A 24143-nucleotide genomic window follows, 5' to 3' on the forward strand; every position below is an offset into this window, starting at 1 on the left:
GGCACGGCTCGAGCGTAGCGCGCTGCTCGGGATCAGGGACGCCGCTGGCGTCGACGCCGCCGTCACCGCACGCAGCCATGACTGGTCGCAGGTGCGTCCCGAATGGGGCCTCGCCGGCAACGCCGCTTTCATCGCCGCGCCGCGCAGCTTAACCCGTGGGCTCGACATGTCGGGCCGGGCGTTCCTGCATTCCTACGCGCACGAGCAGGATCAAGGCTATCGCGTGCTCGAACTGATCATGACGGCGCCGATGGTGGTCGCCAGCTGGATCAATCTGCAATATTACGCATCGACCGTGAACAACGCCGCGTTCGGTAGCGGCAACAAGGTGCTGCACAACATCGTCGGTCAGCTCGGCGTGCTCGAAGGCAACGCGGGCGATCTCAGGGTCGGGCTGCCGTGGCAGTCGGTGCACGACGGCACGCGCTTCGTCCACGAGCCGCTTCGTCTCAACGTCTTCATTGCCGCGCCGGAATCCGCCATGGACGAGATCATGCGGCGTCACGCGGCCGTCCGCGACCTCGTCAGCAATGGCTGGGTGCTGCTGCATTCGCTCGACGATGCGGGATCGATGATCCGCCGCTGCATTCGTCCCGGTGTCTGGGTGGCGACATGAGGCATGGGTTGCCTGCGAAGATGTTCGAGCATCCCTACCGCGGCCGCTGGGCGGCGATCGCGACCATGCACGGCAAGGAGCGCGCGATCGCGCCGGTGCTGTGTCGCTGGTTCGGGATGACGATCACGACGGCGCCCGGCGTCGACACCGATGCGCTGGGAACGTTCACCGGCGAGATTGCGCGAAGCGGCACCATGCTGGACGCCGCGCGCGCCAAGGCCCTGCTTGCGATCTCTCGGACCGGCGCGCCGATTGGGATCGGCGGCGAGGGCGCATTCGGCCCCGATCCCGGCCTGCCGTTCATTGCATCCGGGCGCGAGCTGCTGCTGTTGCGGGATTCCGCGACCGGGCACGAGATTGTCGTGTTCCGGCGCACCGCGACCAACTACGATCATGTCACGATCGCGCCGGGCGACCCGATCGACGCTTTCCTGGCGCGGGTCGGCTTCCCCGATCACGCCGTGGTGGTCCGCGCCGAGCCGCGTGACGGCCGTGCGCCGGCCAAGGGGCTGCGCGATCGCAAACAGGTGGAGGCGGCGCTCCGCGACGTCTTCACGAGTGCGGGCAGGGCGGCGATCGAGACCGACATGCGCGCCCATCTCAATCCGACCCGCATGACTTCGATCGCGCGCCTCGCCCGGGCGCTCGCCGTCCGCACCGCGCGATGCTGCCCGTCCTGCGGCACGCCCGGCTTCGGCCTCGTGGACGTCGAGCGCGGTCTGCCCTGCGGGGAATGCGGCGCTCCGACCAGGCGAATCCGTGCGGAGATCCACGGCTGCTCGGCCTGCGCTACCAGAGCGCTGCGCCGCGAGCGCGCGGCGGCCTTGTATGCCGACCCAACCTGGTGCCAGATATGCAACCCCTGAGCCGCGAACCGCAGAATGTGCCGTCTCCGCCCATCCCGTCGTCCGCTCCGTCTCCTAGCAGGCCGGTTAACAGCGAAGCCTTACGAAGCCGTGCACTCGTTCGCGAAGCGAGAACGTCGACACCGAACGCTGCTCGTATCATCGCAAGGCAATAGCGTCGAACGCGACATCGGTGGCGGACGAAAGGCCGGCATTCGAAGGTCGTCCTTATGGGACCGTCCTCCGACTTGGCGAACGGCGAACCGAACCAAGGGATCACTTGTGGTTCGGTCACCGACTACGTCCTTCGGGGCGCCTGGCTAGTGAGCTCGCATGCCGATGTTGGGCACCCGGCCACGACCGATCGCACCGCCGAAACGGGAGAGGGACTTTCGGCCGGCGGTCGCGTTATGGTTCCGCAGCTATTCATCCGGAGCAAGATCTGAGTATGTGGGCTTTTTTTGAGCGGCTTCTCGATACAACGATGTTCTCGCCCCACGGCATATGCCTGTTATGGGAGCCCGAACTTATCTGGCTGCACGTCGCGTCAGATGCATTGATCGCCGCGGCGTACTTCTCGATTCCGGCCGCTCTCTCCATCTTCGTCTCGAGGCGCCCGGATGTCGACTTCGGATGGCTGTTCTGGGCGTTCGCCCTCTTCATCACCGCCTGCGGTTTCACCCACGTGCTCTCGATCGTCACGTTGTGGGTGCCAATCTACGGAATAGAGGACTCGTCAAGGCGCTGACGGCTTTGGCATCCATTTTTACCGCGGTTATTCTCTGGCCGCTGTTGCCCCGTTTTCTGGAAATCCCCTCGCCCGCACGGCTTCGTGAAGCGCAAGCGGCCTTGGCGGAAGAAGGCCGCTATCGCCGGGAAGCGGAAGAGATGCTGAGACACTCTCAAAAGATGGAAGCTATCGGTCAGCTGACGGGAGGCGTAGCGCACGACTTCAATAATCTGCTGACCATCATCAGCGGAAACCTGGAAATCGCCGGCCGAACTCTTCAATCATGGAACGAAGGATCTCGCGAGAAGCTGGGGAGAGTGATCGCGAGCGCATCGAACGGTGCCCAGCGGGCGGCGATCCTGACGCAGCGATTGCTCGCCTTTGCCCGTCGTCAACCCCTCGACCCCAAAGCGGTCAACGTCAACAAACTGCTGGGTGACATGTCCGACTTCTTTCGCAGGACGCTAGGGGAAAACATCGACCTCGAAATCGTCGGAAGTGCGGGGATCTGGCAGGTCGACGTGGATTCCAATCAGATGGAATCCGCGATCCTCAATATCGTGGTCAATGCCAAAGACGCCATGAGCGACGGTGGTAAGCTGACGATCGAAACCAGTAACGCGTTCATCGACGAGGCGTATTCGAGTCAGAACGCAAATATCCCGGTCGGCCAATATGTGCAGATAGCGATCACCGATACCGGGCCTGGAATGCCTAAGGATGTCCAGGAAAAAGCCTTCGATCCGTTCTTCACGACGAAGGAGCCGGGGCAGGGTACCGGCCTCGGTTTGAGCCAGGTCTACGGCTTCGTCAGACAGTCCGGAGGACACGTCAAGATCTACAGCGAGATCGGTGAAGGGACCACGATCAGGCTTTATCTCCCACGGAGCCACGGTGGCCCCGTCGTGCCGGAAAAAGTCGAGGTGGCCATCACCGGAAGCCGTGGAGGCGAAACCGTCCTGATAGCAGAGGACGAGCCCGGGGTTCGCAGCTATCTCGCCGAAACGCTGCGCGAACTCAACTACGAAGTACTCGAGTTTCCGGATGCGGCGGCGGTGCTCGAAGCATTCGGCAGGGGGGCCATCAAAGCCGACCTTCTGCTGACTGACATCATCATGCCTGGCATGAACGGCCGTCAACTCGCCGACGAACTCGTGGCGCGTCGGGTCCCGCTAAAGGTGCTCTACATGACGGGGTATTCGCGAAACGCTATCGTGCATCAGGGGCGGCTCGATCCGGGCGTTTCGCTTCTGCAGAAGCCTATCAGCCAGTCACTTTTGGCGCTCAAAGTAAGAGAGCTTCTGGACAAGCGCTGAGGCGGAATTCCGTAGTAATGGTTGGGAAGGGATGAGATCGGAGGTGGCCCCTATGAGGGCCTTGCGGATCGGCATCGAGATCAGCTTGAACATCTTCCGAAGGTTCTTTGTGGTGGCCGCTAGATTGAACTCGTCGCGTGCGTCGTTTGGGCCGCGTACTCTTAAATGTAAATTTTTCACGCGTTTTTCACGCCGTGGGTGGTCTTTGCACATCTATCATGGACGACCTGAGCTCTAATGATTCACGGGGCACTCTTGAGCTCGATGTCTGACACAGGAGGGGACAATATCGCTGTCAAACATCTATCCAAAGTGTGAAGAAGGCCACATCACTATCTGCGAAGCGAGCGTTATCATCGCTCCGTTACACAGACGCGTTTCAGGCCCAAGGGATGGCTGGCAAGACTATTTCTAATCGGCAGTCATCGTGGAATTGAGCGGTATGCGGGGATGACCAGCAGACGGGCAGAAACAAAACTGACCACAATCCACATTTAAAATTAGAACAATCAATCTGTATTCCTACAGGTGCAGCATGCGCGATGACAAGCTGTGTAAAGCGTCTGACGTGTACTTTTCCGATATTTGGGTTTCGTCGAAGAGAGCCAGAAGTGTCGCGTTTGCGAGGTTAATTTCGAGAGTCGCGCGCCGAGCTAAGCAACCATTTGCGCGATCAAAACTGACTGCAACGCCCCAGGTACCAGAGACGTCACATAAGAGTGGCTTCTAGCATGTACGATTTTGTAGCCGCAAGTCGGTCACCCAGAAATCCGGATCCTGGCGTCAAAACGAGTAAGTCAAACGCTGGAGATGACATCATCGCTCTCGGTGCATGTGAGCTCTCCGACATGATCATCTCTCGGGCGATCTCTTGCCGAGAAGTCGCCTTGCAATATCTCGACAATATCGAGCGCGTTAATCCACCCTATAACGCAATAGTCTCGTTGCGCACGCGTGACGCGATCCTCCTGGATGCTCGTGAAAGAGACGAGCTGTTATCCCGCGGCATTCGCCGCGGGTGGCTCCATGGTATACCGCAAGCAATAAAAGATCTTGCGGCGACCAAAGACTTGCGAACGACGCTTGGTTCGCTCATCCATCGAGATTCCATTCCTGACCGAGACGCATCGTTCGTAAAAAATACGAGGCAAGCTGGGGCGATTCTGCTCGGCAAGACTAATACTGCCGAATTCGGCTTAGGCTCACAAACCTACAACTCGGTTTTTGGCACTACGTTGAATGCTTACGATCGTACGAAAACGGCCGGTGGCAGCAGCGGTGGTGCGGCGGTCGCCGTCGCAACTGGAATGTTACCAGTCGCGGATGGAAGTGACAACGCAGGCTCGATCCGCAATCCTGCAGCATACAACAATTTGTTTTCGCTAAGACCTACGCCAGGCGGTATGCCCTTCGAGGGCCGGGATCCATATTTGCCGTCATTTGCGACGGTCGGACCGATAGCTCGATCCGTGAAAGACCTCGCTATGCTGCTCGCGGTGCAGTCCGCCGAGAGCAGCTGGCCAAGCTCGGATGAGCAGAACACTTCTGCTTGTTTCTCCGACAGGCTTTCAATCGATTGTGCAGGTCAACGTATCGGCTGGCTCGGTGATCTCGGTGGATATCTATCGTTTGAACCGGGCGTGCTGGCGCTTTGCGAAAAGGCATTGCCGTTCTTCGCTGAAATCGGATGCAGCGTGGACGCTGCCAGAATTGATTATCCGTTCGCTCAGCTCTGGAGTGATTGGGTGGTCCTGCGCGCCTGGACCACGGGTGGCGCCCTCGCGCGACGCTACGCCGACCCCGGTAAAAGGGTCCTAATGAAGGACGAGGCTTGCTGGGAAGTCGAACAAGCAGCGCGTGTTTCTGCAATCGATGTTTTTGAAGCATCTGGTCGCCGAGCAAATTGGTGTAAAGCGCTCGAAAAAATCTTCGATCAATACGAATTCCTGGCACTGCCCTCAGCACAATGCTTTCCATTCGATGCCAAATTAACTTGGCCTCGGGTAGTTGGTGGTCGCGCAATGGATACCTATCATCGTTGGATGGAGGTCACAATCTACGCAACGCTCGCTGGCTGCCCTGCGGTAAATTTACCGGTCGGCTTTTCTGGCGATGGTCTGCCAATGGGCATCCAAGTCATCGCGCGACCGAACAATGACTTGAATTGCCTTCGATTAGCTCATGCTTTTGAGCAAGCGATACCTTGGCGCCCTACCAGGCCCGACTCTCGATAAGAAGAATGGAGGCCCAGATGATGGCGTTTCCTGCGACACAAGCGATTTGGCTCGCAGTGGCTTTAACCGTTGCTGGTGGCTGCACAGGAATCCTTGCCGGGCTATTCGGCGTGGGCGGGGGAACCGTCGTCGTGCCGGTGCTCTACGAAGTTTTCAAGCTGTATGGCGTGCCAGAAGACACTCTCATGCCACTCTGCATCGGTACTTCCCTCGCGGTAATCGTTCCGACGTCAATATCTTCGTTTCTTGGCCATTACCGCAAAGGTGCGGTTGATATGACGGTGCTCCAGAGGTGGCTACTTCCCATCTCAATAGGTGTGCTGCTCGGAGTCTTTACATCATCGTTTGCGAAGCCGTCCCTCTTTAAAGAGGTCTTTATTGTCGTATGTCTCCTCCTGGCCGTGAGGCTGTTCACCAACAAGGAGAAATGGCGGTTGTCAGAACATTTGCCAGGTCGCACCGCCATGGCCAGCTACGGGCTCTTAATTGGTTCGTCTGCCTCGCTTATGGGCATCGGCGGCGGTCTCGTAGGAAATGTTGTTCTGACACTCTACAGCTTTCCTATCCATTCGGCGGTCGCAACCGCGTCGGGAATCGGTCTAATTGTTTCAATCCCTGGAGCCCTCGGTTACGTCGTCTCAGGTTGGGGCCAACCGGGCCTTCCGCCCCTGTCTGCGGGTTATGTTTCGATCATCGGATTCGCTTTGCTCACGCCGCTCAGTCTTCTGACGGTGCGGCACGGGGTCAAGCTCGCTCATCGGATGTCCAAGCGCGAAATGGAATTGGCTCTTGCAACGTATCTTTTGTTGATCAGTCTGCGCTTTGCGGTGACCATCTAAGACGACGCCTGCCAACCTCAGCAGCAGAGAGGTTTGAACCACTTGATGAGACCTAGCACCGGGAAGTTCTTTGGAAGCGGCTACCCAGAGCTTCGCCCCGTGGGTTGCTGTGCGCAAACGCAGGCTCGAACGGCCACGCCTCACTCCAACCGTTCCCGCACGACCACATCTATGGTCGCCAAGCGACATATTTCTTCGCAGTCTCTTCGCCGCCGTCGCCATTCTTCGATCTCATAGATAGTGGCAACAAGGCATCCGCCGAGACAAGTCACGAGCGCGATGAGTAAGAACGCCTGATCGCTCGGTTCCAAAGTCAATCCTGTCCCGCATAAAGGTTGGCATATTCGCCTAGCTCAAACAACAAAGACCCCGCGCGTATTTCCGCCCGTGCCATACCACGCAATAAGGTGAGTACGTCGTTGTCGAGTAATTCCAGCGCACACACTAGCGTATGATAGCCGCGCCGGCCGGCAGCAAATGCCACAAGCTGCAAGAGGTGCCCGTATATCAAAAGACGGTCATCAGCGGCCGAGCTTGCAACCACTAGTTCCGCGCAGCCGGCTTGAGAGGGGATTGGATGTAGTTCGACGATAGCGACTGGCTGATCCTGAGAGATACAGGCAAATACGGCAGTTTCGTTTGTATCCAGACAGCGGCAGTAGTGCAGGACCGAGTGGTCGGAAACTCCTCCTCCAAAACGTGCGCGCCGCTGATCGAACGTCAAGTTTCTAAAGAAAGGTTCTAGGATATTCAGTTCGTTCAATGAGAGTGACTTGAACTCCAAGATTGAACTGCCGGTAGCGCAAAACTCATGAGCAGTTGAAGTCTTCATCTGTTTTCCAATAAAACGACGGTTCACGCAGAGTTTTCGAAAAATATGCTTCACCGCACTAATCTAAAGCTATCGGATGCTTTCGCGGTCTGGCGTGAATTCGGCGTGAAATCGTAGTGCCGATGACCTGGTCGATCGACAAATAGGCATCTGGCGCAACAACGTGCAAATCAGCAGAAGCGTACCCCGACTACGTGGCGCGACAATTCTTTCAGAATTGATTCTCCGGGCGACATCGACCATGATTGCGCGGGTGGCGGCATAAAGCTTCCGCGGGCTCTAGACTGCAAGCAAAGGCTGGGGCCGTAACCTCTCTACGAACAGAGTTCAACACGTTTACTAAACTTCGGGCACTAGAATCAAAGCAAGAAGCATCTGAGCAACTTGCTCATCTGATAAGAGCGATGTTCATCCATTTATGAAACTTACATTTCTTGGGAAATTTTCGGCATTGAGTTCACGCGGCACTAAGCTGCCCGTTACGAGTTCAAAAGGCCGAATTCTCTGCGCTTGCCTGGCCACGGCGCCGCCTGACCAGCGTACTAGGAAGCAGTTGGCAGGCCTGCTCTGGGAGGATCGGCCGCCGGAGCAAGCACTTGTAAGTCTTCGGCAAGAGCTCGCCCGGCTTCGGAATGCTCTCCAGTCAAAACGTCTGGAAGAGTGGAGTGCTGGAAATGCGCTGAAGTTTCCATCAGGTTGGACGATCGATGTACAGCTGCTCCTCGAAGCTGCTGCGAGCGGTGACGCAGCGAATGTCGCAGCGCTCTATTCCGGTAGTTTTATGGGCGACGAAGAGCCGCGCGGCGAACGTCTCACGCAATGGTTGACGGAAACACGCTCTTTTATAGCCGCCAAAGCTCTCTCGGCTTGTGAAGCCAGCCTATCGCGAGATTCAGGTCTTTCCGCCGAACAGCAAGAAAAGATCGCAGAGTTGATTACGCGCCTCAACCCTGCTGCGCAGATCGCTCATATTAAACTAATTGAGGCTTACGCCTCCCAGAACAAGACGGCTCAAGCGATCGAATACTATCGTAAGTTTAGCGCCGGACTGTCGGCTAGAGGACAACAGGTCCCTTCAGCCGCAGAAGAGCTTCTGGCTCGGCTTTTGCGGTCTTCCAGACCTCATGACAGAGCACCAACAATCTTCAGTGACGGCATCGATTGGTTGGACGACATCAATCGACAGCATGACGAGGCAATGGCGCCGAGCCCATGCGCGCTCACGCCTCCACGCGACCGTCCCTCCATTGCCGTCCTACCCTTCCGTGATGTCACACCCTTGGGTCAAACGCTGGCCGGATTTGCGGATGGCTTCACTGAAGAGGCGACGACAGCGCTCGCAAGGCTTAGAAATCTGTTTGTGACTGCACGCCAATCGTCCCAGGTTTACCGTTTTGAAGCAAAGGATATCAGACAGATATCGCTCGAATTGGGTGTCTCGTATCTTGTCGAAGGCAGTGTTGAAAAGGCGCCGCATTCCGTTCGGGTCCATGCGCGGTTGATCAATGGAGCCACCGGGTTGGCGATCTGGGGTGATGTCTTCGAAGCTGAGATGCGTCGATTTATAGACGCGAGAGACCGTCTCGTGAATGAACTGGTAGCGCGCCTTTCACCTGCAGTGATGCAGCAGGAAATTGCCAATGCGCTCAGTCGACAGCCTGGCGACTTTGACGCTTGGACGCATTATCAGCGGGCTCAAGGATACGTTCTGTTCACGCGAAACCCAGAGAGACTTAGCTCGGCTGTCGCCGAGTTAAGATCAGCTCTACGCCGCGATGGGCAGTATGCGATGGCTAAAGCTCTTTTAGCTTCGGTCTACACAATGCGTTCGCTTTGGGGAACGCACCCTAGAGCTGCTGTCGAAAAAAAAGCCGCGGTCCGACTTTCGAACTCGGCGCTGCGCCTTGATCCTGAAAATCCCTCGGTACTCATCAACTGTGCCGATACAGCTTTATACAGCGCCGGCGACCTGGATAACTCGCTGCGGCTCCTCAAGAAGGCCGTAATCGTGGATCCATCCGACGCTCACGGCCTTGCGCTATTTGCAAACGTCAATCGCTGCGCAGACGGCGACATCGATCAAAGCTTAGACCTCCTCACGAAAGCGATGCGCCTGTCTCCTCGCGACCCAAGATCGCACCGTTGGTACCACTACTCCGCCTGGGCGTATTGGAAACAGAACAAGCTCGCCGATATGGAGAGCGCAGCCCGACAAGCGATTAGTCTCTACAGTGATGCGCCAGCCCAGTGGATCGCGCTAACCTGTAGCCTGGGCCTGCAACACAGACGACGAGAAGCTGTGAAAGCAGCCAGCATTTTAAAGCAGATGATTCCAGCATTCACAGCGCAAGCATTCTTCGGGATTGCAAAGAATTTTTATAAAGATCGGTTCCCACGCGAGGAGGACGGGTATCGGCGGCTATGCAGCGCTCTCGAGGATGCATTAACCGGAAAAATGTAAATCCGCTTCTCACGTGAAGGGAATCTACGATGGGGTAGCTTCTGATTTTGGCCCGTAGACTGGCCTGCTCTGAGCGCTGCGCTTTCCCCTTCCTATTCGATCACGCGATCAGCACGGCCAACCAGAAACGGCGGTAGGAATGCCCAGTGAAAACGCTGTTTTGAGGTTGACGATGAGATCAAGCTCAGTTGGCTGTTCGACGGGCAAGTCGCCGGGGTCGGCTGCGTCCAATAGCTTCTTCAGATAATAGCCCATATGGCGAAGGACCTTCCGAACCGATGCGCCGTAACAAATCAGTCCACCAGCTTCGACAGCCGTTAGGCTATTTGTGAAAGTTGGAAGACTATTTGCGCTGGCGAGTTCGCTGATGCGACCGCCTAGATCACTCAGCAGCGGGTCTGCGAGGACCTGCAAAGCCGACGGCTGTCGGGGTAACAATAAGTAGACTGTAGACCAGGTTCGAATACGAATCAGGCGTATAGAAGTCGTCGGGAACATATCTCGATCGGGGCGAAATCATGGCCTTACTGGAACGTCTCCTGAGTTCGTCTATGTATTCTCCCCATGGGATTTGTTTGCTGTGGGAGCCGGAGTTGATATGGCTGCACGTTGCCTCCGACGCCCTTACGGCGATCGCCTACTTTTCAATACCATTTGCGCTGGCCATCTTTGTGTCCAAACGCAGCGATCTTCAGTTCGGCTGGGTCGGTTGGGCCTTTGCGATTTTCATCACGGCTTGCGGGCTGACGCACGTCTTGTCGATCTACACCCTTTGGGTGCCGATCTACGGAATTGAAGGTTTGGCTAAGTCTGTCACCGCCTTAGCGTCTGTCGTAACCGCCGCAATGCTCTGGCCGCTGTTGCCAAAGCTACTTTCTCTACCCTCGGCATTCCAGCTTCAGCAGGCCTATGCCGCCTTGGAGGAAGAAGGTAAGCAACGTCGCGGAGTTGAGGACCAGTTGGAGCATTTCCGACGTATTGAAGCGACGGAATCGCAAATCCGTCAATCTCAGAAGATGGAAGCTACCGGCCAACTTACGGGAGGCATAGCGCACGATTTCAACAACATCTTGACCGTGATCACGGGAACGATCGGAATCCTAGCAGATGCGGTCAAGGATGATCCTCGGCTTGCCGAGATTGCGGAGATGATCGACGCCGCGGCGTCTCGCGGCGCCGACCTCACGCAACACCTGCTTGCTTTTGCCCGGAAGCAACCGCTCGTGCCACGAAGCGTTGATATTAATTCATTGATTCTCGAAGCGGTTAAATTGCTTAGGCCGACGCTCGGCGAGCACGTGGAAATCGACACGCTGTTCGCCCAAGATGTTGGGCCCGCGCTGATTGATCCCAGTCAATTGTCCACCGCAATATTGAATCTCGCTTTGAATGCTCGAGACGCAATGCCGGATGGTGGCAAGCTCGTCTTCGAAACCAGGAATTACGTTTCAGACGCAACATCGGTAGCTAATGAAGAGATTGCCACAGGAAACTACGTGATGATCGCGGTCAGCGACTCCGGTCTGGGTATTCCCGCTGCAATTCTGGATAAAGTATTCGAACCGTTCTTCACGACAAAAGACGTCGGCCAGGGATCGGGACTCGGGCTCAGTATGGTGTACGGCTTCGTCAAACAGTCGAACGGGCACATCAGAATTTACAGCGAAGAAGGGCATGGTACGACCGTTAAGTTGTATCTGCCTCGCGCATCGAACGCTGCCAATTTTGACAAAGCACAACCTGGCAATCGTGATTTGGAGGTTGGGTGCGAAACCATTCTGGTCGTTGAGGACGATGATTTGGTTCGCAAATATGTCGGGGCGCAACTAAGAAGCCTGGGCTATGTAACCTTGAAAGCCAGAAATGGAGCAGAAGCGTTAGCTGTAATCGACAGCGGGGCAGCGATTGATCTGCTCTTCACCGACATCATCATGCCCGGTGGAATGAACGGACGCCAGCTGGCCTTGGAAGTCCAGAAAAGGAGACCAGCCATCAAGGTATTGTACACGTCTGGCTACACCGAGAATGCCATAATTCATCATGGTCGATTAGATCCTGGTGTCTTGCTGCTGACCAAACCCTATCAACGATCGGACCTTGCAAGTTTAGTTCGAAAGGCCCTTTCGGAAAAGGAGCGATTGACAGCGCAATAATGCGCAAAATTTATTCGGAAGAGATGCTTTGCGAGGCGCGCTATCGGCTCGGTACCGCGTATGGACCGGTGTTTGTGAATGCTGATCGAAAAGTGCTCCCCATCGGCGTGTTCGGGACCCCTTCAAGTCACTAATTGAATTGAATGTGATTGATCGGACGCCACGCCGATCAAGGTCGATACCCCGCGCCGAAATACACCGTGCCGTCTCGCCGTACGCGGCGACTTGCTCCACGTCTTCCAGGCCCAGCAGCATCTGATCTTCGGGTAGCGTCTCCGCACGCCGACCAAACCGGTATCGCTGCACTTCCTTGATGATCGGACGCAGCCGTTCGCTCTCGCACCGCACGGCAAGCAGCATCGCTTTCAGCGTATCGAGATCGCCAGGCAGGGCGTGGCTCACACCCAAATCAGAACATTTTCGCCACCATCTTGCGACGCGTTCGGCGCTCCCGATTCACTTCGTCGCAGCACTGCCAACAGCTAGTCGCGCATGACTTGGCGCGTGATGCCCGCGATCAGCGAGGGCTCGCCTTCGTCGCGGCGCTGGTCGGCCGCGCGAAACCAGTTCCAGCACTTGGACGGATTGGCGCCGCCGGGCTGTGCCGGATAGACCACCAGACAGTTCTGTTCTTCCGCGATAAAGTTCATTCTGGTGCCGGCGGCGAAATCGTCCGGCGACTGCGTGCAGCCATGCAGCATGACGACCAGCGGGAGCGTTTGACCTCGTTGGTAGCCGCTGGGGATGAACAGCTTGTAGGACCGACTTCCGGCGTTGTTGCTGTACTTGCCGTCGATGAACTTCGTGCCTTCCGGCACGATGTCGGCCTTCGAAGATGGCGCGTGCTCGGCGCCCCGCAGGCCGAGCCAGGTACCGTCCTTGGCCCGATCGAACAGCGGCCGGTGCCGACCTGCCGTGATCCCCGGAGCTTTGGGGTCGGCCCCGCCGATGCGGTTTGATTTGAGGTCGATGGTGGGCGGAACACCGCCCGGAAGACCGACGATCTGCGGGACGAGTGATGCCGCAGCGGGCGCGTGCACTCCTTGGAACATGCCCTGTAGCAGCGCCGTGGCTTCGGTCAGTTGCCCCGCTCGGGTCAATCGCGTGGCTTCTCGCAGCATTTCCTGATTCAACATCGTGTTCACCTTGTTCTGTCGGCGAGAGCGGCCTTGACCGCGGGGGTGGCATGGAGGGCGCCGAGCACCGAGACCGAGCCGATGGTGGCGCGGGCGAGATCGGCCGTGACGTCCTGCGCGATGCTGGCGAGGCCGAGCACATTGATGTGCAGCATCTCGCCGGCTCGCTGCGCCGCTTCGAGATCCGCGCGCGCGTAATGCCTGAGGCCGAGATCCAGGCCTTTACGGGCGGTGGATTGCTTGACGACGTCGGCGTGACGCTCGAGCTGATTGCGGATCGCCGTCCGGATGAAATCCGTGCGGTTCGAATAGAACCCGTCTTTCACCATCAGATCGATGTGGCCTAGATCAACGAAGCCGAGATTGATGGTGATCTTTTCGCTTTCCGGAGGCTTCGGCCTCAGTTCTTGGACATTTGAGAGCATCAGAACACCTTCCTAAACCATCTGTATGGATGGTACATGGATGGCAAGAGGGCCGGTGGCCAAGCCTCGACGAAAGGGCGCCAGACTTTGGCGGCAGGGGCGAAAACCTTCGACGACGACCGAGGCGACTGGAGCAGGGGGGAAATCCTTCACCCTGCCGATTCGGAATCCAGTCCCGTGCTAACCGGCGGAACGACCGAGGGGTGGGATTCGCTCCAGGGAGGAGCGACGGCATGCCAATGACGAAACAGAGACGCCCGGCGGTCCGAACGTTGCAAGGCTGGGCGCTCGCAATATCGCAAGAGGCCGGCGCAATCCACGAATGCGAAGAGCACGGCTGGCCGCGGGACCACGCTGATTTTCATGCCCGAGAACGCGCTTTCGACATAGCCCGCCGGGATCCGCCCATGGCATCTCGCCGGAGGATGCCGTCACGGAAATCGGCAACGTGCTCGGATTGATCTGCGACACTTGCCCAGAATGCACGCAATAACACTGATGGGGCAAGTGCACGTGCAATAGACGCCAACTTCGCATCTATCCGAATTCGTCGTCGATCTCGCAACTGCATCCCATACCCGCGCGCCGACCCGGTACGCGGGTCAAGCGATCACTTTTGATCCGCAGGAGCCTGGGCGTTTGCCTTGTTGGCGTCCGCCTTGTTCGCTTCGTGATGACCGACAACGCAGCCGGCCGCAGCGCCGAGCTTGCCGTGTCCCGCCATGTGTCCAGCGACGCCACCGAAGATGGCACCCTTGATGCAGCCCTTGGCGTCCGCAGTGGGCGCCAGCGTGAGAGAAATCACGGCTGTGCAAGCCGCTGCCAAAATCCATTTCATGAGAGGTCTCCGATCGTGAAGGATGTAAGAATCCAACAAATCGGGAAACACTCCGTTCCCACACGCAAGGCTCGGCGCTACTCGTTCCGAGTGCGGCGCAAAGCAGAGGACAGGTAGGGCTTTGCATGGAGCGCTCCGCGCTTTCGTCACGTGAGATCTCAACGATGACGTGCGAACCAAACTCCTAACACGAAGGCCGCCAAGAGCGAGCGTTGCGGCGCCTCCATGGTCACCTTGCGGACACGCTCGGCCAATTACTCCACCGATTGTCGCAGGGGTCCGCCGGCTTACTCGTTCCCGGTAACCGTCGGGAAGAATTCTAGTGAGGTTCGTGACCTCTTATGAGCCCGGAGGCTTCCGACATCGCAGCGGTTTCGCTGGCGTCCATGCAGTCCTCCTACGTCCAATAGAGCAAGCTTCCTGGGACCCGTCGGTTCCTATTCCAAGTTTCGCCGTGCTCCGACGGCCGGCTTGGCCGAATTTGCCACACTAGTCTTGGCCACCGAGAGGCAGCTCAAGGATTTTCTTCAGTAGCGTGGGATGCTCCAGAACCGCGCGTATTTCCAGCTTGTCGAGCCAGACGGCGACATCGTCCAAGCTTTCACATTGCTCGACCTTGGCGGTTGCCGTTGCAAGAGGCACATCGATCGAGCCAAACCTTCGAAGCCTGGCAGGTGACAAAGAGCCCAAATGCTCGGCCAGCAATTCCGGATCCCGACCCAGATGACGTAGAGCCCCAACCATACCGGTGGGCTCGGACGCGGCGAGCTCGTTCGCGCGTAGCACCACGGCAGGCGGCCTGTTGGTTTCCGGTGTGGCAAAGACGCCGGGCGCTCCCAACCGTGAAGACGTCATGATCCCCAACGGGATGGAAAGCAGGAGCCCCAGAACCACCGGCGACATCCAAAGAAGCAGGGGCAAAGAGACTGCGCAGGCGCACAGCGACAGGACGAGGCCGCAGAGCGTCGGCCCGGCCAGCTTTCGATAGACTTCGCCGCGCTCAGGCTGTCCATCGCCTCGGCGCTGCACTTGCCAGCCCGCATCTCGGCCAGCGAGAATTTCTACGACGGCCTTTGTCTGGAGGATCATCATGCAGGGAGCAAGCAATGCCGCCACAAGCGTCTCGCAAAGGACCCCCGCCAAAGCACGAAAGCCGCCTGCAAATCCGGTCCGCTCGTCGCGATTGCTGATGAGAACCAGATAAGCCAGCAGCTTCGGCAGGATCAGAAGCCCCATTGTCGCGGCAAAGACCCATGCCGCAAGCACGGGGTCCTGTTGCGGCCAGGTGGGAAATAAACTGAAGCCCTTCGGAAAGTATTCCGGACGGATGAAGTGCGCCTGCAGTGAGATGAGCAGACCGAGCAGCAGGAACAGAAGCCAGAGAGGTGCCGTCACGTAGGATCCGATACCAGTGAGCAGGTGCAGCCTCGAGACCCAGTGCAGCCCGCGCGCGGGCAGGACCGCGAGGTGCTGCAGGTTACCCTGGCACCAGCGACGGTCTCTACCTGCAAAGTCCAACAGCGACGGCGGGACCTCTTCGAAACTGCCGCGAATGGCCGGGACCATGTAGATCGCCCAGCCGGCCCGACGCATCAACGCGGCCTCGACAAAATCATGACTGAGGATGTGTCCACCAAAGGGCTTGCGACCTCTGAGTTCGGGCAGTCCGGCCTCCTCGGCAAAGGCCTTTATCCGGATGATGGCATTGTGGCCCCAATAGTTGCTGTCGCCGCCATGCCACCAGGCGTTGCCCGCCGTGATGAGGGGGCCGTACACGCGCCCCGAAAATTGCTGCAGCCGGCTAAACAGCGTGCGCGCGTTGACGATGACCGGCTGCGTCTGGATCAACGCGCAATTGGGATGGCGCTCCATCGCGTGGACGATACGAACGATCGTATCAGCCTCCATGAGGCTGTCCGCGTCAAGGACGATCATATGATCATAGGCCGCGCCGAATCTTGTGACCCAGTCGGCGATGTTGCCGGACTTGCGCGCGGTGTTGTCCGAGCGATGCCGGTAGTGCAGCCTAGCTCCGCCGCAGGCGCGGCGCAGCTGCATGAAGGCCATCTCTTCGCTGATCCAGATGTCGGGGTCGGTCGTATCGCTTAGTAAAAACCAGTCGAATTGTGCGCCATATCCGGTCGCTTCGATGGACTCATACATCGCGCGCAACCGCGCAACGACATGATGCGGGTCCTCGTTGTAGGTCGGCAGCAGCATGGCGGTGCGCGCGGTGACGTGTGGCAGCGGGCCTGTCGTGTCGATCGGCAGGCTGGGCTGCCCCCGCGTCAGTAGCACGAAGAATCCGGCAAGGGCGGACATGAATGAGAACGCGACCCAGGCGAGCAGCACAAGAAATAGACCGAGTAGCAGCGCTTCGAGAAAGGTCACGCCACCGACTTTCACCACGTCGTACATGCCGTAGCCGCCTGCAAGCGTCAGCAAGGCCGTGCCGGCAAAGATGAAGAGACGGCGAACCGTCAAGCTGGCGCTCGACAGCGCTTGCGATGGCCTGACGTCGGCCGCGCGGTCCAACCTGCACGGCAGCATCGACAGCGGGCTTTCCTGCGGCAGAAACGGGCGGGCGGGAGCGCCTGGCGGCAGCACCTGCGACTGCTTCAGGGCGTCCATCGATAGATCCATACTTCGGAGACCGGCGCATCGTTCTGCGCCAGGAACGCGCGCAATTCGATCGACGCCTGCCCCTTGACTGAGCATTGGAAGCTGAGACGCCATCCGCCGGTCGCGGGATTCGGCTGCGTGACGACGTTGCTGATTTCAGCTTTCTCAGCGGTCACCACTCCTTTCATGGCCTTGGGATCAACGCCCTTGAGTTTCTCGCCCATAAGCTCTAGAACGAACAGCTTGCTGTCATCTCCCCGGCTGCCAATTCCCGTTCGCGTGAAGCGCGCGAGCGCGTCGGCTTTCGGCGCGTCTGGCCCCCAGTGCAATCGATATGTGAAGATGTGCTCGCTCTTTGCCGTCAGTGGCTGCTTCGGCTGCCAGAGCGCGGCGATATTATCGTGGACCTCCTCCTTGGTCGGAATCTCGAACAGTTTCACCGCACCTTCGCCCCAATCGCCGATCGGTTCGAACCAGAGGCTGGGGCGCGTCTCGAAACTGGATTCGAGATCCTGATAAGCGAGATAGTTTCTTTCCCGCTGCATGAGGCCGAAGCCCCCCAGATTGACATCGCCAAAACTGCTCACCTGCAGATCGTGCGGATTGTTGAGCGGTCGCCAGATCTGCTCACCCCTGCCATTGAAGATCGACAGTCCATCCGAGTCGTGGACGGCGGGGCGGAAATCGTCAAAGTCCTTCCGATCGTTCGGGCCGAAGAAGAACATGCTGGTCATCGGCGCGAGCCCCGCGTGCTCGAGGTCTACCCGCGGATAGATCGCCATCTCGACGTCGAAAACCGTGGTTTGGCCAGGCCGGATGGTGAATCGATAGCTTGCTGCCGCGCTCTTGCTGTCGAGCAAGGCGTGGATCACCATCGAGGAGGCATTAGGCGCCGGCTTCTCCAGCCAGAATGCCTTGAACACCGGAAACTCTTCGCCTTTGCTCTCGCCGGTGTCGATCGCGAGCCCCCGCGCGGAAAGACCGTATGTCTGTCCTTTCGCGACTGCCCTGAAGTAACTTGCCCCTAGGAATACACAAAGCTCGTCGTAATAATCCGGCTTGTTGATCGGAGTGTGGATGCGGAACCCTGCGAACCCCAGATCTGCATCGGGCCATTGGCCAAGTCCTTCACCAAACGAAAAGTCGTCGCGCCGGTACACGACCTGAGTGACGTTCCTGTTGGCGACCTGAAAAATGTCAACTCTGTTCTTGTAAAAGAAGCCGCGATGGAAAAATTGCGCCTCGAATGGCAACTTTTCATCATGCCACAGCGCCTTCTCTGGTACGAAACGGATAGATCGGTATTGGTCGTAGTTGAGATTCTTTAGCGCGTCCGGCAGCTTCTCGTCTGGGGGAACAAACGCCTTGGTAGCGAGCGCGCGGGCAAGCTCTCGCACGTAGGACGGACTGAACGTCAGGGCGGCGCCGGACTGGGCATCCGCTGCACGCGGCAACACAGCTGCAGCTGAAGCAGCCACCGATGCATGAAGAAGTTGTCGGCGATTCAAGTTTATGCCTCCGATTTCGAAGCGAAGGAGCAACTGCTGCTGTTCCCAGGAGTTCCGTACGGGAGACCAACGGCTGAGCCGGCAGGAGTGTGTATGCGGCCGGTCACGGGCAAGCTGCGGAGTCCTATTGCCTTCCTCCCTAACCGAAGAGCGCACGCAACGCCGACACGATAGCTGCGGAAACCGCAAACGACACAGCGAGCAACGTCCACCCCGATCGAGCGGTCTCATCAGCAAACCGACGCACAAGCGTCTGCATCCGCCTCAGCATATCTCGCCTGCAAGTCGCACAAATTGGCCATTACAAACCCCGTTAATTCTCCTCGGCGTCCGCATTACGCGCATCCCAATCGGCTGCACGAAATTTTCCAGACTGCAGTCCCCTGCAAGGACCACGCTGTTCCTCTTGTCGCGGATATCCGTCTCAACGCCCCGGGCATCGAAACATGGTTTGACGCCAACTCGGATTGAACGCGAAAGTTTCTACTTTTTCCCGATTGACTGTTGCGCCTGCGGGCGACAGCTGCGACGTTTTGGACCACGATCTCCCAAAAGCCGCTTCGGCCGGCCGTCGGCCTGTCCAGTATTCGCCTACGCGATGTCGTCGCGGCGGAGTGCCGACCAGCCTGTCCTATATCCGAGACGTGGCGTTTGATGTGCGAAGGATCTCGGAAAAAGGATTTGCACACTCGAACTGGTAGTTGCCCTGGAGAACCGCACCTGTCTGAGGAGTCGACGTGACCGGCAGCGCGCTCAATGCGAGATCTCAGACTTCCGCAACTTTTCAAAGCCAGAAGCCAGTAGCCTTTGCTGCAGGGCTAATTCACGTCGATTGGGGCGCTTGAAGCGTCGCATATGATTCCAAATACCCGCACGCTAAGCAACGACGCGTTACGACCGGCAGCGCCTGTCGCCCAAACATGAACGATTCGCGGTACGTCTTCGGTGGATTGCCTTTGAACCAAGTCATCTGGCCGCGTCCTGGGGTGGGAATGAAACCTGCTTCCATTTCACCCTTACACCTGAGACAAGATAACTGATCAGTCATCATTGGCTTCTTTCCCCTCCCATTCCGGCCTTCTTCGTCATCCCTTCCGCAAACCGACGCACACCATCGCCAGCGCAAATTTCATTGCGCACTCACGTTCGCCTTTAGTTACACAGGCGAAAAAGACATGCCGAGCCCGAGTAAGTCGGGCGTGATGCCGATCGTTAGCAAACCGCCCGATGGTCATCGACCGCGTTCAGCAAACCGCCGCGACGATGCACTCGACCGGTCCAGCCCAATGTCTTGCAGCAAAGGTCCTGTCGTCGTAGACAATTTGATGGTGATTTCGGAATGCGTCACACGATTTCGTAAGCGCGACGGGGGCCGGGCTTAGCGAAGTCTGGATTCTCGTCCAAAAAGGCAATCCCTCTTTCGATTATCCCGGTCACAAGAAGCCAAATCAAAGGGTTTGAGCCCTCGCCGATGACAACGATCGCGTCTTGATCTGGCAACGCCTGAAGTTCTTGCACCAGTTCACGCACTTTCATGGTCGAATTGCTCTCCAGCAGAACGATGACGCGCGCCAACCCGCGGTGCGCATCGAAGCCGGGCCGGCCGTCGAGACCGGCCCAGTCGCCGCCCTTAGTGACGATGCCGCCAATTGCCACGCCCATGATACCAGCCGTAGTGATGACCACGATTGCCGTGCCAGCCATGATGGCCGTGACCATGGCCGCCGCCGCGCACCTGAACAATGGCATCATCCTGGGTCGAGGCCATGGGGGCAATGCCAAGCCTCGCTGACGCGGGAGAAAACGCGAGAACCGTCGCCAAAGCGGCTGCGGACGCCAATATAAGTACCTTCATTCTGCTCTCCTGATGCGTTTCTCATCGCCCCGGTTGACCTGAGTATGCGGGACCGGAACACACCCGCATGTTCGAATTTCAATCCGGGCTACCACCCGCCGAACAGTTCATGGCGCTCCATCGCCACGCGTGGCTCGGTCGGCTTTCGTATCGCACGATGCACACGGGGGGTTCGACGCTCGGCGACGCGAGCGACCTGCTTCGGCTCAGGCTGCACGGTTCGAGTATCCTGCGGTATCATCGCGAGCGCGTCCCGCGGATCTTCGTGCTGTTCGGTCGAGATCGGATCGGAAGCAATCGCCGCAGGGGCGTTCGTCGCCATATCAAAGACGATCTTATCCGGGAGGTTTCGCGCAGAGCGGATCCGGATGATACTTCGGTCCACGTCGATCGCGGCCGTTCGCTCGGCGGGCGCCGGCAGATATCGATCGGCTGCCAAGAGCAGGCCGAAGAGCAGGCTGCCGACGAAAACGAAATACCTGACGACCGGCATGAACCCCCACTTGATCGGGCCCGACAGTCGAGCCCCGCGTCACAACGGGAATTTTCGGCAATCGTTCCTTTTTGCCCGCAGATCGGGAGGGCGATATCTGTTTGGACGATCCGGGAAATAGTGGCAGCTTCGCTCCGAACAGGAGCGATATCGATGTCCACCGAAAGCAGTGCCGCGGCTGCCCGCGCGTGGGAAGCCTACACGACGATCAACCCGACGGCCAAGAATGACGACGTGCGCCACACGGCCCTAACGCGGTTCGTCGAGGAGCGATCGGCCGCGGAGGGCCTGAGCGCGGAAGCGTTGGCGGTGGAAGGGGTGAAGTTCCTGAAGCGCCTCGAAGTGGGATAAACGAAAGGGGCCGCCCGAGCGGGCAGCCCCTTCGTCGAAGGTCTCGTCGATCACCAGCCGCGGGTACCGAAGCTGAAGCCAATGCTCGGCCCGCCGGAGTAGCCGTAGCCACGATCGTAGTAGCCCGGTCCGCGGTAATAACCGTAGCTGCGGCGCGCTACGTAGGCGTCGTCGTCATAGTAACGCTGGACGTAGCGCGGGCCTCGCGTACGGAAGCAACGGCCATATTCGTCGCAGACCAGGCGAACCTGTTCGACGTTTGCCGTCTCCGCGGAGGCCAGGCCGCCGGCGTTCAGCGGCGCGGCCGAAGCGGCGGTTGCGAGCGATGCCGCGGCGGCGGCTGCGAGCAGAATGGTCTTCATCGTTCTCTCCTCCTGTCGGTTGCCGTTAGTCGATTTCTTCGATGACCCGCCGCTCCTGCGGCTCGACGATATAAGTGCGGCTGTCCCGGTGGATGTAGCGGTACTCCCGCATCGTCGGAGCATCGCGATAGACCTCCTCCGGGAAGGCTTCGATCTCGACGCCGTCAGGCACGCGTTCGCCTCTGCGGATCTCGGTTCGCACCGTGCTGCCCGTAGTCGTCGTCCGCCGTTCGGCGGGCGACGCCCGCACGTGCTTACGCACGGCCTCTCGATCGCGATCGCTGAAGGTCACCTTGCGCTGCTCGCGGGGCGCCGGCGCGGCCGCCGTCGTTCGTCCCGAGTACGGCATGGTGGCGACGATCTGATAGCTCGAAGGATCGACGATCACGATCTCGTCGCGGACCAGGACGAAGTTGTAGCCTCGATACTGCGGAACAATTTCGACGACGTCGGCGGGAAGCTGCTGAAGGCGCACGTCGCGCGGAATGGCCGTTCCGACCGACACCGAGAAGTTTACGTTGGTGAGAGGTTGGACATTCAGATGCGAGACGGATTCGCTGACGCGGGTCCGCTGCGCGTCGTTGATCTGAACAGAAACATTGGTCCGATCCGAATCGGTTCTCGCTCCCGCACTTTGCTGAGTGGCCTGCCGCTGTGCGGAGGGGGGCGACGAATTGCTTGTCGCCGGCGTCTGCTGCGCCTGGTTGGTGCCTGTGGACGGCGCCGGATTGGTCGACTGCTGCTGGTTGGCCGCCGGCTGGCCGGACTGGGTCTGGCTGGCCGTAGACGGCTGCTGAGTGCCCGCCGACGTGCTGGTGCTGGCGCCGTTCGTGGCCGTCGAGTTCTGGTTGGTGCGGCTACTGTCGGTGGGGGTGTTCTGCTGCGTCTGAGTGGTCGTCGACGCGGACGGGGTCTGGGACGAGGCGGGCGGAGGCGAGGCTTGCGACTGGGTCGACGTCGTGGTCGAGGGACCGGACGTCTGTGGTGTCGACGTGGATTTTTCGGTCTGCTGCGCCGAGGCGCTCGCGCTCGGAACGTCCTTGGAATTGCTCTGCGCGAAAGCCGCGGTGGAAATCAGAATGGCTGCGGTCGTCGTCATCAACTGGCGTTTGATCATGGTGTGTCCTCCAACAAAAGCGCACACCAACCGCGCGTCCAGGCGATCGTTCCTTAAATCGGGAAAAAGTGGCAATCACGATAGGGAACTCATGACCGCGCCGGTTCTTCTCGCGACGCCCTACTGAGGCGAGATCTCGCCATTTCCGCTTGCTTCCTGCTGCTGCCAAAGCTTGCGATGATGTCGCCATTCCCGCCTCTCGGCGCGGCGCTCCTCTCGCAGTTTCCGCCGCTCCTCACGCAACTCCCGCCTCGTCTTCGGACGTTCCTCCGTCTGCGCTGACTGAGCCCGCAGCGGAAGCTGCGTTTGTTGGGTCTTCTCCTGAGCGACGTCGATCGCGACGACGGCGGTCGGAGCGATGGGCTCGGAGGTTGCGGGAAGAGCGACGCGCACTGCGGGCGCAGCCACTTGATGGTCGATGCGAGCCGGGCGCACCTGATTCGATGCCGAACTCGCGAACAGCGCGCCGCCTCCGAAGCCCGCGGCGATGATGGCGATTGTCGTCGCCGCTCCGGCAAGAAAGAATCGCAGGTTCGCAGTCATGGGACCTCCTGGTTCGGTCGAATCGAACGCACCAGGTCGAACAAGGTTGCGGCTCGGATCGGCTGGGAGCGGGGCGACATTGCCTTACTGGGCCGAAGACGTTCGCTTCGCCGCCGCCGCGCGGCGCAACCGACGGCGCTTCTGCCTGCGTTGATTCCGCAACGCGAGAGGGGCGCCGTCCGTTTGGCCGAACGATTCGCGGACTGCCTCCGGCGCTGGTGGCAGCCCGGATGCCGATCGTGCCTCCATTATCTCGAGCACGGCCCGGCCTTTGTCGGTGATCCGCCAGCCGCCGTCGAGACGTTCGACCAGTCCTTGCGAGAAGATGTCGAGGTCAGGTACCCGCGCCGCGAGCCGCCGAGTGCGCTCGGCCCAGTCCCGCCCACTCGTCGCCAATATCGCCATGTCGCGCTTGAGGTCCGCCATGGAGGCATGGCCTCGCGGGTAACTCACCAGAATCTTCAGCACCGTCACCTGGAAGTTCACTGACCGCCTCTGTGAAACGGCAGCCGCCAACTTGGTATGAAGAGGACGCCGCACGTCATTTGAGTTCAGAAGTGAACAAAGGAACTTTCGGTATTCCGAGGGTGCAAACGGCTTCAGCGATTCTGCGGCACGGTTGCCGCAGACCATAGGCCTTGCCTGCGCTAGATTGCCAGAAATTCCCGTCTATACGTGTAGCGGAAGCCGGAAAGTGCGCATGACGGAACACGCCCTCCGGTCGGCCTTGCCTCAACATTGGTTGCTCCGACGCCAGCAATCGACGGATTTTCAGGATTACGAAAACGAGTCTATCGCACGGCCCGAAGGGTCGGCTCACTTGGAGCAGTCGGATCGAGTTTGCGGCGGGGCGTGTGTTCGACGGCC

General features: G+C 58.9%; 21 protein-coding genes and 3 pseudogenes. 10 read left to right on the top strand and 14 right to left on the bottom strand.

Annotated features, from left to right (window positions below; genetic code table 11):
* The 6 genes from JQ621_RS31505 to JQ621_RS31525 all read left to right on the top strand — a co-directional run.
* Positions 1-616: putative inorganic carbon transporter subunit DabA (locus tag JQ621_RS31505; RefSeq protein ID WP_212240800.1), on the top strand; the 616-nt coding region annotated here is incomplete at its 5' end.
* 8 nt (positions 617-624) lie between these two features.
* Positions 625-1482: a DUF6671 family protein gene (locus JQ621_RS31510; protein ID WP_212240802.1), complete on the top strand. Its 858-nt coding sequence runs from the start codon at positions 625-627 to the stop codon at positions 1480-1482.
* A gap of 427 nt (positions 1483-1909) precedes the next feature.
* Positions 1910-2209 carry a hypothetical protein gene (locus tag JQ621_RS35945; protein ID WP_312015459.1) on the top strand — a complete coding sequence of 100 codons (300 nt, stop codon included), beginning with the start codon at positions 1910-1912 and terminating at the stop codon, positions 2207-2209.
* Between the two features lie 5 nt (positions 2210-2214).
* A complete protein-coding gene (locus JQ621_RS31515; RefSeq protein WP_312015460.1) occupies positions 2215-3507 on the top strand; it encodes an ATP-binding protein in 1293 nt (430 codons plus the stop codon).
* A gap of 731 nt (positions 3508-4238) precedes the next feature.
* Positions 4239-5741 carry an amidase gene (locus tag JQ621_RS31520; RefSeq protein WP_212240804.1) on the top strand — a complete coding sequence of 501 codons (1503 nt, stop codon included), beginning with the start codon at positions 4239-4241 and terminating at the stop codon, positions 5739-5741.
* A 17-nt stretch (positions 5742-5758) separates the two neighbouring features.
* Positions 5759-6580 (top strand): sulfite exporter TauE/SafE family protein, encoded by an 822-nt coding sequence (locus JQ621_RS31525; protein ID WP_212240806.1) that lies wholly within the window; start codon positions 5759-5761, stop codon positions 6578-6580.
* Positions 6581-6893: 313 nt separating this feature from the next.
* On the opposite strand, the gene JQ621_RS31530 is transcribed toward JQ621_RS31525, so the two are convergent.
* A complete protein-coding gene (locus JQ621_RS31530; protein WP_212240808.1) occupies positions 6894-7466 on the bottom strand; it encodes a hypothetical protein in 573 nt (190 codons plus the stop codon).
* A gap of 499 nt (positions 7467-7965) precedes the next feature.
* Between JQ621_RS31530 and JQ621_RS31535 the strand changes: the two genes are divergently transcribed.
* Positions 7966-9873 (top strand): BTAD domain-containing putative transcriptional regulator, encoded by a 1908-nt coding sequence (locus tag JQ621_RS31535; RefSeq protein WP_212240810.1) that lies wholly within the window; start codon positions 7966-7968, stop codon positions 9871-9873.
* A gap of 108 nt (positions 9874-9981) precedes the next feature.
* Here JQ621_RS31535 and JQ621_RS31540 read toward each other — a convergent pair whose 3' ends face one another.
* A complete protein-coding gene (locus JQ621_RS31540) occupies positions 9982-10371 on the bottom strand; it encodes an ABC transporter substrate binding protein (RefSeq protein WP_212240812.1) in 390 nt (129 codons plus the stop codon).
* 20 nt (positions 10372-10391) lie between these two features.
* Here JQ621_RS31540 and JQ621_RS31545 point away from each other — a divergent pair, with 20 nt between their 5' ends.
* Positions 10392-12026 (top strand): ATP-binding protein, encoded by a 1635-nt coding sequence (locus tag JQ621_RS31545; RefSeq protein ID WP_249125689.1) that lies wholly within the window; start codon positions 10392-10394, stop codon positions 12024-12026.
* Positions 12027-12227: 201 nt separating this feature from the next.
* Here the strand turns inward: JQ621_RS31545 and JQ621_RS31550 are convergent.
* The 3 genes and pseudogenes from JQ621_RS31550 to JQ621_RS31560 all read right to left on the bottom strand — a co-directional run.
* Positions 12228-12386, bottom strand: a pseudogene (locus JQ621_RS31550) (transposase domain-containing protein); the annotation flags it as partial.
* A gap of 125 nt (positions 12387-12511) precedes the next feature.
* Positions 12512-13162: pseudogene (locus JQ621_RS31555) on the bottom strand (PHB depolymerase family esterase); the annotation flags it as partial.
* 5 nt (positions 13163-13167) lie between these two features.
* Positions 13168-13587, bottom strand: coding sequence for a CopG family transcriptional regulator (locus JQ621_RS31560; RefSeq protein WP_212240816.1), 420 nt, complete (start codon positions 13585-13587; stop codon positions 13168-13170).
* 233 nt (positions 13588-13820) lie between these two features.
* On the opposite strand from JQ621_RS31560, the pseudogene JQ621_RS35620 reads away from it, so the two are divergent.
* Positions 13821-14080 (top strand): annotated as a pseudogene (locus tag JQ621_RS35620) (hypothetical protein).
* 117 nt (positions 14081-14197) lie between these two features.
* Here JQ621_RS35620 and JQ621_RS31565 read toward each other — a convergent pair.
* The 5 genes from JQ621_RS31565 to JQ621_RS31585 all read right to left on the bottom strand — a co-directional run bounded on the left by JQ621_RS31565 (position 14198) and on the right by JQ621_RS31585 (position 20903).
* Positions 14198-14425: a hypothetical protein gene (locus tag JQ621_RS31565; protein ID WP_212240818.1), complete on the bottom strand. Its 228-nt coding sequence runs from the start codon at positions 14423-14425 to the stop codon at positions 14198-14200.
* Positions 14426-14914: 489 nt separating this feature from the next.
* A complete protein-coding gene (mdoH, locus tag JQ621_RS31570; protein WP_212240820.1) occupies positions 14915-17056 on the bottom strand; it encodes a glucans biosynthesis glucosyltransferase MdoH in 2142 nt (713 codons plus the stop codon).
* The gene (locus JQ621_RS31575) at positions 17044-18504 is read right to left on the bottom strand and encodes a glucan biosynthesis protein G (protein WP_312015464.1); all 1461 of its coding nucleotides are present in this window, start codon (positions 18502-18504) and stop codon (positions 17044-17046) included. Before JQ621_RS31575 ends, mdoH begins: the two co-directional genes overlap by 13 nt.
* Before the next feature lie 1395 nt (positions 18505-19899).
* Positions 19900-20274, bottom strand: a complete 375-nt coding sequence (locus JQ621_RS31580) for a hypothetical protein (protein ID WP_212240823.1) — start codon at positions 20272-20274, stop codon at positions 19900-19902.
* A 224-nt stretch (positions 20275-20498) separates the two neighbouring features.
* Entirely contained in the window at positions 20499-20903 is a 405-nt protein-coding gene (locus JQ621_RS31585; protein WP_212240824.1) for a hypothetical protein, read from the bottom strand.
* A 153-nt stretch (positions 20904-21056) separates the two neighbouring features.
* Between JQ621_RS31585 and JQ621_RS31590 the strand changes: the two genes are divergently transcribed.
* Positions 21057-21254 carry a hypothetical protein gene (locus JQ621_RS31590; protein ID WP_212240825.1) on the top strand — a complete coding sequence of 66 codons (198 nt, stop codon included), beginning with the start codon at positions 21057-21059 and terminating at the stop codon, positions 21252-21254.
* Between the two features lie 50 nt (positions 21255-21304).
* On the opposite strand, the gene JQ621_RS31595 is transcribed toward JQ621_RS31590, so the two are convergent.
* The 4 genes from JQ621_RS31595 to JQ621_RS31610 form a co-directional block, all read right to left on the bottom strand.
* Positions 21305-21616, bottom strand: a complete 312-nt coding sequence (locus JQ621_RS31595; protein WP_212240826.1) for a hypothetical protein — start codon at positions 21614-21616, stop codon at positions 21305-21307.
* Between the two features lie 25 nt (positions 21617-21641).
* On the bottom strand, positions 21642-22733 hold the full coding sequence (locus JQ621_RS31600) for a DUF1236 domain-containing protein (protein ID WP_212240827.1): 1092 nt from the start codon (positions 22731-22733) through the stop codon (positions 21642-21644).
* A 120-nt stretch (positions 22734-22853) separates the two neighbouring features.
* Entirely contained in the window at positions 22854-23276 is a 423-nt protein-coding gene (locus JQ621_RS31605; RefSeq protein WP_212240829.1) for a hypothetical protein, read from the bottom strand.
* 84 nt (positions 23277-23360) lie between these two features.
* Positions 23361-23762, bottom strand: coding sequence for a hypothetical protein (locus JQ621_RS31610; protein ID WP_212240831.1), 402 nt, complete (start codon positions 23760-23762; stop codon positions 23361-23363).
* Positions 23763-24143: the final 381 nt, after the last annotated feature.

Source organism: Bradyrhizobium manausense (genome assembly GCF_018129685.1).
Taxonomy (GTDB): Bacteria; Pseudomonadota; Alphaproteobacteria; order Rhizobiales; family Xanthobacteraceae; genus Bradyrhizobium; species Bradyrhizobium manausense_D.

Coding starts and splice junctions, on each gene's coding strand:
- JQ621_RS31585 (WP_212240824.1), bottom strand. CDS start 20,903: ATGCCGGTCGTCAGGTATTTCGTTTTCGTCGGCAGCCTGCTCTTCGGC.
- JQ621_RS31590 (WP_212240825.1), top strand. CDS start 21,057: ATGTCCACCGAAAGCAGTGCCGCGGCTGCCCGCGCGTGGGAAGCCTAC.
- JQ621_RS31545 (WP_249125689.1), top strand. CDS start 10,392: ATGGCCTTACTGGAACGTCTCCTGAGTTCGTCTATGTATTCTCCCCAT.
- mdoH (WP_212240820.1), bottom strand. CDS start 17,056: ATGGACGCCCTGAAGCAGTCGCAGGTGCTGCCGCCAGGCGCTCCCGCC.
- JQ621_RS31540 (WP_212240812.1), bottom strand. CDS start 10,371: ATGTTCCCGACGACTTCTATACGCCTGATTCGTATTCGAACCTGGTCT.
- JQ621_RS31560 (WP_212240816.1), bottom strand. CDS start 13,587: ATGCTCTCAAATGTCCAAGAACTGAGGCCGAAGCCTCCGGAAAGCGAA.
- JQ621_RS31595 (WP_212240826.1), bottom strand. CDS start 21,616: ATGAAGACCATTCTGCTCGCAGCCGCCGCCGCGGCATCGCTCGCAACC.
- JQ621_RS31600 (WP_212240827.1), bottom strand. CDS start 22,733: ATGATCAAACGCCAGTTGATGACGACGACCGCAGCCATTCTGATTTCC.
- JQ621_RS31565 (WP_212240818.1), bottom strand. CDS start 14,425: ATGAAATGGATTTTGGCAGCGGCTTGCACAGCCGTGATTTCTCTCACG.
- JQ621_RS31605 (WP_212240829.1), bottom strand. CDS start 23,276: ATGACTGCGAACCTGCGATTCTTTCTTGCCGGAGCGGCGACGACAATC.
- JQ621_RS31525 (WP_212240806.1), top strand. CDS start 5,759: ATGATGGCGTTTCCTGCGACACAAGCGATTTGGCTCGCAGTGGCTTTA.
- JQ621_RS31580 (WP_212240823.1), bottom strand. CDS start 20,274: ATGGTCACGGCCATCATGGCTGGCACGGCAATCGTGGTCATCACTACG.
- JQ621_RS31520 (WP_212240804.1), top strand. CDS start 4,239: ATGTACGATTTTGTAGCCGCAAGTCGGTCACCCAGAAATCCGGATCCT.
- JQ621_RS35945 (WP_312015459.1), top strand. CDS start 1,910: ATGTGGGCTTTTTTTGAGCGGCTTCTCGATACAACGATGTTCTCGCCC.